General features: G+C 41.7%; 10 protein-coding genes. 7 read left to right on the plus strand and 3 right to left on the minus strand.

The window, feature by feature from the left end:
• Nucleotides 1–46: 46 nt before the first annotated feature.
• From R2R28_RS28700 to R2R28_RS28710, 3 genes are read right to left on the minus strand one after another with little or no spacing between them, the layout of a single operon-like run.
• Nucleotides 47–934, minus strand: a complete 888-nt coding sequence (locus tag R2R28_RS28700; RefSeq protein ID WP_316829098.1) for a heme ABC transporter ATP-binding protein — start codon at nucleotides 932–934, stop codon at nucleotides 47–49.
• Nucleotides 935–937: 3 nt separating this feature from the next.
• Nucleotides 938–1,981 (minus strand): iron ABC transporter permease, encoded by a 1,044-nt coding sequence (locus R2R28_RS28705; protein WP_316829099.1) that lies wholly within the window; start codon nucleotides 1,979–1,981, stop codon nucleotides 938–940.
• Nucleotides 1,981–2,823 (minus strand): hemin ABC transporter substrate-binding protein, encoded by an 843-nt coding sequence (locus R2R28_RS28710; protein ID WP_316829100.1) that lies wholly within the window; start codon nucleotides 2,821–2,823, stop codon nucleotides 1,981–1,983. The genes R2R28_RS28705 and R2R28_RS28710 overlap by 1 nt, the downstream gene beginning before the upstream one ends.
• 328 nt (nucleotides 2,824–3,151) lie before the next feature.
• On the opposite strand from R2R28_RS28710, the gene R2R28_RS28715 reads away from it, so the two are divergent.
• The 7 genes from R2R28_RS28715 to R2R28_RS28745 form a co-directional block, all read left to right on the plus strand.
• Entirely contained in the window at nucleotides 3,152–3,880 is a 729-nt protein-coding gene (locus tag R2R28_RS28715) for an HmuY family protein (RefSeq protein WP_316829101.1), read from the plus strand.
• A gap of 5 nt (nucleotides 3,881–3,885) precedes the next feature.
• Nucleotides 3,886–4,644, plus strand: coding sequence for an HmuY family protein (locus R2R28_RS28720; protein WP_316829102.1), 759 nt, complete (start codon nucleotides 3,886–3,888; stop codon nucleotides 4,642–4,644).
• Between the two features lie 30 nt (nucleotides 4,645–4,674).
• Complete coding sequence (locus tag R2R28_RS28725) at nucleotides 4,675–5,640, plus strand: hypothetical protein (RefSeq protein ID WP_316829103.1); 966 nt, start codon at nucleotides 4,675–4,677, stop codon at nucleotides 5,638–5,640.
• An 86-nt stretch (nucleotides 5,641–5,726) separates the two neighbouring features.
• Nucleotides 5,727–6,311, plus strand: a complete 585-nt coding sequence (locus R2R28_RS28730; protein WP_316829104.1) for a hypothetical protein — start codon at nucleotides 5,727–5,729, stop codon at nucleotides 6,309–6,311.
• A 187-nt stretch (nucleotides 6,312–6,498) separates the two neighbouring features.
• Nucleotides 6,499–7,476, plus strand: a complete 978-nt coding sequence (locus tag R2R28_RS28735; RefSeq protein ID WP_316829105.1) for a hypothetical protein — start codon at nucleotides 6,499–6,501, stop codon at nucleotides 7,474–7,476.
• 8 nt (nucleotides 7,477–7,484) lie between these two features.
• Nucleotides 7,485–8,762: a S41 family peptidase gene (locus tag R2R28_RS28740; RefSeq protein WP_316829106.1), complete on the plus strand. Its 1,278-nt coding sequence runs from the start codon at nucleotides 7,485–7,487 to the stop codon at nucleotides 8,760–8,762.
• 44 nt (nucleotides 8,763–8,806) lie between these two features.
• Nucleotides 8,807–10,108: TonB-dependent receptor plug domain-containing protein (locus R2R28_RS28745; RefSeq protein WP_316829107.1), on the plus strand; the 1,302-nt coding region annotated here is incomplete at its 3' end.

The following is a 10,108-nucleotide window of genomic DNA, read 5'->3' on the forward strand; positions in this document are numbered from 1 at the left end:
GGCGGTATTGAATAGTTTTTGAATGTTTTTCATAGGTAGCGGAGATTTAAATCTTTACAGATTGAAGGTTGATTAATTCATCAGTTTCGGTGGTTTTTAACTTATAAACGGGTTGATGCAGCACCTGTAGATTGGAATTGAATTTTGCCGCATCCAGTTTAATTTCTTTTGGTACAATAACCGTTTTCAGGCTGCTTTGGTCGGTATAGGCCTGTGCATGGATGCCAAATGCGGTGTATATATGCTGTGGTGTAAGTACCTGTACAGGCGTGCCATCCCACCATTTCCGGCCATCTTTTAAAATGATGATCCGGCTGGCGTATTGTGCGGCAAGGTTAACCTCGTGCAGCACCACAATAATCATATAACCTTTTTTTGCCATTGCAGCAGCTATGGCCAGCGTTTGGTGCTGAAACTGAAGGTCCATATTGTTGGTGGGTTCGTCTAAAAGCAATACAGCATCTTTGTTATCCCACAACTGCGCCAAAACCCTCGCTAGGTGCACCCGCTGTTGTTCGCCACCCGAAAGGCTTAACATCGATCGGTCGGCAAGGTCGGTTAAACCGCAGAGTTCCATCGTTTCGCGCAGCGCCATTTGATCGTTTTTTGCTGATGAGCGACTTTTAAAACCATACCTGCCCATCATTACCACTTCTTGTACCGTAAAAGCCATCGAAATAGGATTATGCTGTTGCAGGTAAGCCCTTTTGGCGGCCAGAATTTTCCGGTTATAAGCTGCAAGATCTTCCCCATACAGCATAATGCGCCCCGTATCTGGTTTTCGCTCGCCCGAGAGTAAACGCATCAGGGTTGATTTGCCCGCACCGTTCGAGCCTAATAGCGCAACCATTTCGCCCGGCCTGATACTGAATGAGATATCTTTTAACAGCGGCCTGTTATTTAATTTATAGCTGATGGATTCTACTCTAAGCATAACTTAATTCACTAATTTCTTTTTGTCTTTAATGAGGATATATAAAAATATGGGTGTACCCATTAAAGCAGTAACCACGCCGATAGGCAATTCGATAGGCTGAACAATTAATCTCGAAACCATATCGGCCAGGGTAAGCACCAAAGCACCCATTAATGCCGAAACCGGAAGCACAAAACGGTGATCTACACCGCCCAGCAAACGGGTGAGATGCGGGATAAGCAATCCGATAAAACCGATAATGCCCGAAACAGCTACGGATGCACCAACGGCCATAGTGGCCAGTACCACCACCCATATTTTGATGCGGTTAGGATTTAGGCCAATCAGTTCTACCTGACTTTCGCCGATGGCAAATAAATTCAGTCCCCTGGATAGAAAAGGGAGTCCGATTACCGGGATTAGTACAAAAGGAAACAAACAGCTTACATTTTGCCAGGTAGCACCACCCAAACTGCCCATCATCCAGAAGGTAATGCTGCGGAGTTTCTGCTCATCTGCCAGATAGGTTACCAATCCGGTTAAAGCGCCTGCCATGGCATTAATGGCAATACCAGCCAGCAACATGGTAGAAACATTGGCCTGTCCGTTTACTTTCGAAAGGTTATATACCAGCATAGCGGTTAGGCCTGCACCCGCAAAAGCACCAAAAGCCAACAAATAATAACCCAATACCTGGCTTAGGCTCGAAAATAATAAAGTTTCGAAAGCAATAATCAACACGGCCATTAAAGATGCTCCGGCCGATATGCCAACTAAACTGGGTTCGGCCAAAGGATTCCTGAATATGCCTTGTATGGCAGCCCCTGATATCCCTAGCGCAGCACCAACCAGCATGCCCATTAAGGTACGCGGTAGCCTGATCATCATGATTATACCTTCATTTATGCCATGGTCTGTACCACCAAAAACAGTAAAACCCATGTTATGGGTCAGGGTATCGATTACTTCTTTTAAAGGGATATGCATGGCACCCAGGGCAAGGGAGAAACAAACAGAAACCAGTAATCCTGCACTCAGGCAGGTATAAATAACCATTCTTTTCATTATAAAATACGGTTATTTAGTGCTTTAATGGCTTCGGGTAAACGGTTGCTGAAGTTAATGAGCAAGGGGCCGTTCATTTCTACTATTCTTTTGTTTTTTCCGGCATTAGTATAAGCTACGCCCGGAAGGTCTAAAAAGGCTTCTCTGCCGCCCAAACTGCTTAGTCCAAAATCGAACATCAGGATGATATCCGGATTACTTTTAATCAGTGCTTCGGTAGTGTAGGGTTTAAAATCGCTGAATTCCTGTATGGCGTTTTTGCCGCCTGCCAGTTTAATAATCGCATCAATACTGCTGCCTTTTCCGGCCACGTTCATGGTGCCTACGCCACGGGCATAAATAAATAATACTTTCGGAGGCTTATTTCCTTTTTTTAACAGACTTAAAGTGGTATTAACGCTGTTTTCTGTTTTTTGTGCAAGCTGTTCGCCGCGGGTTTTATCGCCAATGGCTGCAGCAATCTGCCTGATAAATTTAGTAGCTCCCTCAACTGAAAATTCCTGACGGATGCTTACCACCCGGATGCCAAGTGATTTAAACTGGTATAGGTTTTCTTTAGAGAGATCGCCTTCGGGTACCAGAATCAGATCAGGGCGGAAAGCGGTAATACTTTCTACAGAGAACGACCTGTTACGACTCACTTTTGGCAACCTGTTAATTTCTTCGGGCGATACACTGGTGACATCGGTGGCTAAAATGCTCTTACCATAACCCAGGGCATTTACCGTTTCGCTAATGGCACTGCTTAGGGTAATAATGCGCTTCGCCTGTGCGGCCGCTTGCTGCATGGTAAGGGAAAAAGAAAGAGTGACTAATATGATGTAATACTTTTTTATGCTCATGTAGGCTTTGTTATTGGGACAAAAAAAGTGTTTAATTAATCTAAATACAAGTATTTAAGCCTCATCAGGAATTTAGCCTATATGTATTTTTTTTGAAGAAACTACTATCATGGTTATTGTTTATATGTCTGGTAATCAATTTGTTGTTTTGTTTTTTGACGAGGTTTAACCTGCCTGTTTTTGCAAAATAGAGGGTAAAAAAATACGCTTTGAACAAAAGAAAATACGGATTGCACAAATTAAAATACGGATTGCACAAATCATTTATGACGCTTAATATGGATGTTTGCAGTGTTCTTATTTAGAATGATTAAAAATAATATCCGCAATGAAGTACATAAAATATGCTTGCCGGTTCAATAAAAAAACGATCACTGCTGGTCTGTTGCTTTTAACGGTCGCTTTTGGGGCGTGCAAGAAAGATGAACCTGATCCGAATGAGGTTTTACAGGATGGCAAAAGTGTGGTGATTACGGATCTGGCCGGCGATACACAGGCTGCAATGGGCAGTGGAACCCCTGGTAAAGAAGTACGTCCGTTTTATACTTTTCTTTTCCGCTTTAGGGATCAGAAACAGATCTGGATCCGCAATGCAAACGATTCTGCACAATGGCTGAAAACAAAAGACTGGGACCTGGCCTTCACCGGACCTTACAACAGTGAGGTTTATGTTAACGATAAAGATTATCAGTACAACCCAGGGTTCGGTGGAACGGCAAAAAGTGCAGTAGTAATGCTTGAACAAGGTTATGATACGGTTAACCAGGCACCATCCGATCAGGCTTTTAATGCCAGCGAGGTAACTAAAGTTGGTTGGGCATCATCTGCAGCCTCAAACGGTTGGTTCTTTTATAGCCTCAATACACATATTATGCAGGCCATACCCAACCGTACCTATGCCATCAGGTTGCCAGATGGTAAATATGCCAAATTGCAGTTGATCAATGCCTATAAAGGCAATCCGCCCAGTGTTACCGATTTAAACTGGCCTGCGCCTTATTACACTTTTAAATATTATGTGCAACAAGATGGAAGCAAAAACTTACAGACCAAATAAAGAAGATGAATAAATCAAATACCATAAACAAAAACCTACTAAAATGGGTCTCAGCCTGTTTATTACTAGGTTTGCTTTTTGCAAGCTGCAAAAAAGACGAAGTGATTTCGCCGGAACCTGAAAAGGAAATACCTACCAAAACAGAAGGTGGTACACCATATTATAAGTTACAGCGGATCGAAAATTTGGCTGTAGAAACTGATGATGCCAACCCCACTGTACCGCCAACCGCTGTTTTATTCAGTTTAGAAACCAAGGCAATTGTTCCTTTATTATACACCAAAACCAACCGTTGGGATATCGGTTTCAATGGACTTTACAACAGTTTTTTAAGCCCCAATAATGGTCAGTCGTCAACAAGTTTAGGGTCTGGAAGTACAGGCTTAGGTGGTATTACCATTTTGGAAAAGCCATTCGATCAGGTAATCGATGTGCCTGCAGATGGTACATTAAGCATCAGCAAATTTATTGGGACAGACAATGAAGGCGATTTTGGTGAAGGCATCGGCTGGTACCTGTACGATTTTGGAGGCACCAAAAGAGGGGATGGCAGTTACGATAAACAACACGTAGCCTATGCTATGCCAGAGAAACGAACTATAATCATCCGCACGGCTAAGGGCGATTATGCGAAGATCAAAATGGTCAGTTGTTATAAAGATGCCTTTACTGCCGACAAGTGGTTCAGAACCACTCCGCACATGTATTTCACCTTCGAATTCGTAATTGTGCCAAAAGGAAGTACAAAATTCGAGATTAAATAAACCTACGCATAAATCAATATCCATATTAAAATGAAGAATAAATTAACGCAACTGCTTTGTCTGATATTAACAGTTGCTACGCTTACCGCCTGCAAAAAAACAGTTGGACTGGATCCGCTTCCAGCAAATAAAATCACCGAATTTAAGGTCGTTGTATCCGACGGAAATATTTTTGGTGCCATTGATGAAACCGATAAAACGATTACACTCTATTTGCCATATTATTACGAACTGGATGTAATAGAGCCGGTAATCAAACTTTCGACAGGAGCTAAGCTGAGTGAAACCCTTGCCCCGGTAGAAGTTTTGGATACCAAAAAAACTTATACCGTGATTGCTGCTAATCAAAGCACTTCAACTTATACACTCATCATTAAACTAAATCAGGTGGCACCATTGGTAATAACTGAACTATCAACAGGCACTACCACTTCTAACATGTCTATCGGTGGTGCAGATATTGCCCTTCAGGGTAATTTTAATGTTTCCGATATCAAAAAGATCAAAGCTTATCTGGTAGATGCAAACAATAAAGAATACGAATTTCTGGCTTCTCCATCTTTTGGTGCTCCAGGTATAACTGTTTCTATGATAGGCAGCAGTAAAATTTATACTTATGGAAGGTTAATGGCCCCACAGACATTAGAGCCTGGAACATATAAAATCAGGGTTAAGGTGCAGGCTTTAACCGCGGAGATGAAATATCCGGTAAATGTAGTTTATGGCAGGCCAGGGATTAACTACGGTCCGGTTACGGTTAAACAGGGCGAAACCTTTAAAGTTGTAAGCAGTACAACGGTATTTAACGATTTTAGAGAGTTCTATATCATGGTAAACGGGCAAAAAACGCTTTTGCCGATTGTTTCCTATACCCGCACCGAGGCGGTAATACGTGTTCCAGATAGCGTTCCGCCAGGGGCATATACACCAACAGCCTCTTTTGGGACATGGCCTTTATCAACCTTAAACTGGGCGGTTACCGTAACGGCAAAATAATACCCATTTACTATTTAATCATGAAAAACGATTCGGGAGATTATTCCCATTTATATAATAAAATCATAAATCTAAAAAAAATGAAAATGAAATTTTTAAAACTTACGTTCGCTGTTGCAACTTTAGCCATATTAGGAACCGCTTGTAAAAAAGATGCTGTTCAACCAGAAAACAAACTTGCCTTACAAAATACTACTGCTGCTCTTGCTGTAGGTGATACTGAAGCAGGTGTGGTAACCAATTCATCAACTTCACCAACTTCGTGGACTGCGGTTGGTTACGACTTATTGAACAATGTTGTTGCAAGCTCTGGCAACCAGGTTAATTTCGACAGCAATTTTAACGGGAACATTACCCCAGTAACGGGTTTTTATCTTGGTTACTATGATTCTCCTTCTGTAACCAATGTTACCGGTATCACTTTAACTGATGTTTCTTCAGTTACACTGGATGTAAGCACTTTGGGCAGCAATACTACAACTGTAGTTGGCTGGTATAATTACGATAGGGTTAACCGTACGATTACTCCTGTGGCTCAAAGATATGCTGTTGTAGGTAACGGTTCAACAATTGCTGGTTCAACCAGACTTTATCTAGTTCAGCTTGATAGTGTAACTACATCTGGTACTTACAACACGACTGTTAACTTCCACACTAAGAGATTAAAATAAGGAGTTGCTCAATCAAGGGAAATCCTTAATTAAAAAGATTAAAAAGGGACGAAAACACGACTTATCGTCCCTAAAAATCATAAATAAACCCAAATAAGGGAATAATCCCGAATCGTTTTAAAAATATTAGCCTAGGCTAAGGCCTTATTTGCGGGCTCTAAAAATGCAAATCTAACAATTATTGATTATGAATACAATATATAAACGCTTCTCCACCAGTCCGTACTATCTTTTGCTTTTTTGCTTTTTTAGCATATTCAGCTCCTGCAAGAAAGAATATGAAGATTTCCCTTATGCCGACATTGTAAGCTTTACGGTAAAAGATGCAGACGGAAATCCGTTAAAGGCCGTAATCGACGAAAAGAACCTTACCATATACTGGCCATCAGGGCAGGCTGTGCCAGATAATATTATACCCACCATTGTGGTATCAGAAAGGGCAAATGTTAGTCCAGCTTCAGGTCAAAGTGTTGCTTTTAAAGAAACAACCAGGTTTGTGGTAACCGCCCAAAATGGTACAACCAAAGAATACCTGATTAAAAAGGTAATCAATCAGCCATTACTCAAAATAAATATTTCATCGGGGGTTTTGGTTTATAACACTAAAAACTTTGTAAACAGAGGTAGCAATATTAATGTTACCGGCGATAATATTATTGCCAATAAGGAACAAACCAAAGCTTTTTTGGTAAATACGGCTAATAATACTGAGAAAGAAGTTGCGATTGCAACAATAACACCAATTGCACTCAGCGTAACAGTTGATAATAATGTACCAGATGGTATTTATCAATTGAAGATCATATCGGGGCAGAGAAGCGTAGTTTTAGAACGTTCATTCGGTGTGGCTAATGGCCGTCCGAGCATTACTCCTGTAGAATTGAGTGCCATAAAACTCACGTTAAAACTTGGAGAAGAGTTTGTACTTAACGGTGCAAACAGGATTGAACTGGTCAATAAATTTTCTATCCGTAATGCAGCCAATAAACAAATTTACGACTTGATTATCAAAGAAACCAAAACAGGTCAGTTAACATTAAAAGTGCCCGATAATTTACCTACTGGTAACTATGATCTATATAGCTATAACTATCCTGCCGGAGAATATTATGCCGCTGGCCCGGTTAGCGGTACTTTCGATGATGCGATAACAATTGTTAATTAGGCTGTAAAGTGCAATACAACACAAAGACATATATCACGCTTCTTACGCTCATTCTAATAGGAACCTCTGCCTGTAAAAAGACACAGGTTTCTGTTGATGATGCGGAGGAGATTGTTTCGCCTACAACAGGTACGCGCAGTCAGTTTACGCTCGATTCTATCTTTTTGTATGCGAAACAGGTATACCTATGGAATGATGCGCTGCCAAGCTATGCCGCGTTTAATCCAAGGCAAAAATATGTAGGGATCGGTTCTGATATTACTACTTTTCGGAATGAGCTATTCGATATTTCGCAGCTTAAGATAAATGCAGCAACGGGTAGTCCTTACGAATTGCCTGTTTATTTCGAAAATCCAAAATATTCGAACCTTCAGGTGGGGAGGAGCATTCCCGGAAGTACTGCCGGAATAGGAATCCCGAGTACAGCCGTGCTTACCAGTAAAATAATTCCTAGTGGAAAAAAGACTGTCGCTTATCTGGCATTGGGTTCATTCCCTTCATTAAGCAGCAGTAAAGCGGCCTTAGATCAAGCTTTTGTCGAACTCGCAGCTGCCAATCCAAAAGATATTGTAATCGACCTGCGGGGCAACGGCGGTGGTTATCTCGAAACTGCAGAATATGTGGCGGATTTAATTATACCAGCCAGTTTGAATGGTAAAGTGATGTACAGCGAGGTATTTAACCAGGCCATGCAGAATGGTACTGCTCCAATACTAAAGCATCAGCCTTATTTAGATGCCAATGGAAAAACGGCTGTTTACAATGGTCGTAATGCCACCATGGCCGATGTAGATTATACCATAGCGGGCAATACCTATAAATTCAATAAAAAAGGAAGTTTACAGACCATTCAATCTGTTTATTTCATTGTTTCGGGCAATACCGCTTCGGCCAGCGAAATGCTGATCAGTAGCTTGAAACCTTATTTTGATGTGAAACTCATCGGGGAGAAAACCTATGGCAAACCTGTCGGCTTTTTCGGCATCAACATCGATCAGTACAGTGTTTTCCTGAGCAGTTTCCTCATTAAAAATGCCAATGGCTGGTCTGATTATTTTACGGGCATGCAGCCTGATATTGCTATAAAAAGTTTAGAAAACCCTGTATTGGGTGATCCGAATGAAAGTTGCTTAAGTGCAGCTTTGGAACTCATTAACGGAATAAAAAAACTGGCCGTAAGCAAACTGGCCACAACAGATAAAATTACAGTCAATAGAACCGGTCTTTCACAGCCAACCGTTGTAGAAAGCTTCATGCTTGAAAACAGATTAAGATTAAGAAAATAATTAGGAAAAGGCTAAAACCTGATCCTGCAAAAATAAAATAAAACATGTTTAAACTATTCTCCATCATATTCTTGCTTGCGTTTTTCCATTTAAAGATTGCCGCGCAGGATTATGGAAGTTTAAAGGGCACGGTTAGCGATGAACAGGTTAAAGCTTTACGTGGGGCAACTGTTCGCCTGGAACCTGACGGACATACAACTGAAACCGATGCTAAAGGGAACTTTGTTTTCAATAAGATATTTACCGGTAATTACAGCATTACGGTAACCATGGTTGGTAAGGCCAGTTACCAGAATAATATTAAAATTGGTACAGTTGCCAATAACCTGATCATTAAATTATTGGCCGATGAACGCGAACTTAATGAGGTAGCTATATCCGAAAACTGTTCTGCTCCGGATAACCTGATGAAATTAGAACGCAGCGCCATGCCTGTTACCGTAATCAGCAGGCGCACCATCGAATTGATGGGCAGCAGAAGGCTCGATGAGGTATTGAAAGAGCAAACCGGGATTGCGATTGTAAATAACATTGGCGGCGGTGCCCGGTCAGTAGGCGTGCAGATGCAGGGTTTTAGCAGCGAATATGTGATGATTTTAATTGACGGGCAGCCCATGGTTGGTCGCAACAGCGGAAATTTTGATTTATCCAGGATCAGCGTTTCCAATATCGAACGGATAGAAATTATTAAGGGCGCATCTTCCTGTCTCTTCGGAAGCGAGGCGCTTGGCGGGGCGATTAACATCGTTACCCGCTATGGCGCTTTACAGCCACAGGCACTTATTGCGGCCAATTACGGGAGTTTGAACATTGCCGATATTACCCTCGAGGGCGAAACACCATTCGCTTCGCAAAGGGGATCGGCCAATATTTCTGCCAATTATTACCGCACGGATGGTTTTAATACCAATCCAAAATACATTCAGCAGGGTACAACAGCACCACCTTACGATAATTATGCGTTGCAGGGCAGGCTGAGGTACCGTTTAACACCAACAAGTACCATTGGTTTTAGCGGCAGGTATGGGTTGAGGAAATCGTTTATGGCTAAAGATTTTGGTTTAGGTATTATTTCAGGCGACAGCCAGGACGAGCAGGATTTAAACCTTTCGGCCACTTTTGATCACAATTTCCGTTCAGGACTGCGTAGCATGAGCCGTTATTATATTACCAATTTCAGGTCTGATCAAAGTGTAGACTGGCAGCAAACGAACAGCAGCATTACCAAAGATATTTTTGTGCAGAACCTGCACCGTTTCGAACAGCAATTTGCCTATGGTGTAAGCGATGAACTTAAATTTACCAGCGGTTTGGGCGGTAGTATCGAAACCATGAACGATGTTTCG

It is taken from the genome of Pedobacter miscanthi (assembly GCF_032678605.1).
GTDB classification, from domain to species: Bacteria; Bacteroidota; Bacteroidia; order Sphingobacteriales; family Sphingobacteriaceae; genus Pedobacter; species Pedobacter miscanthi_A.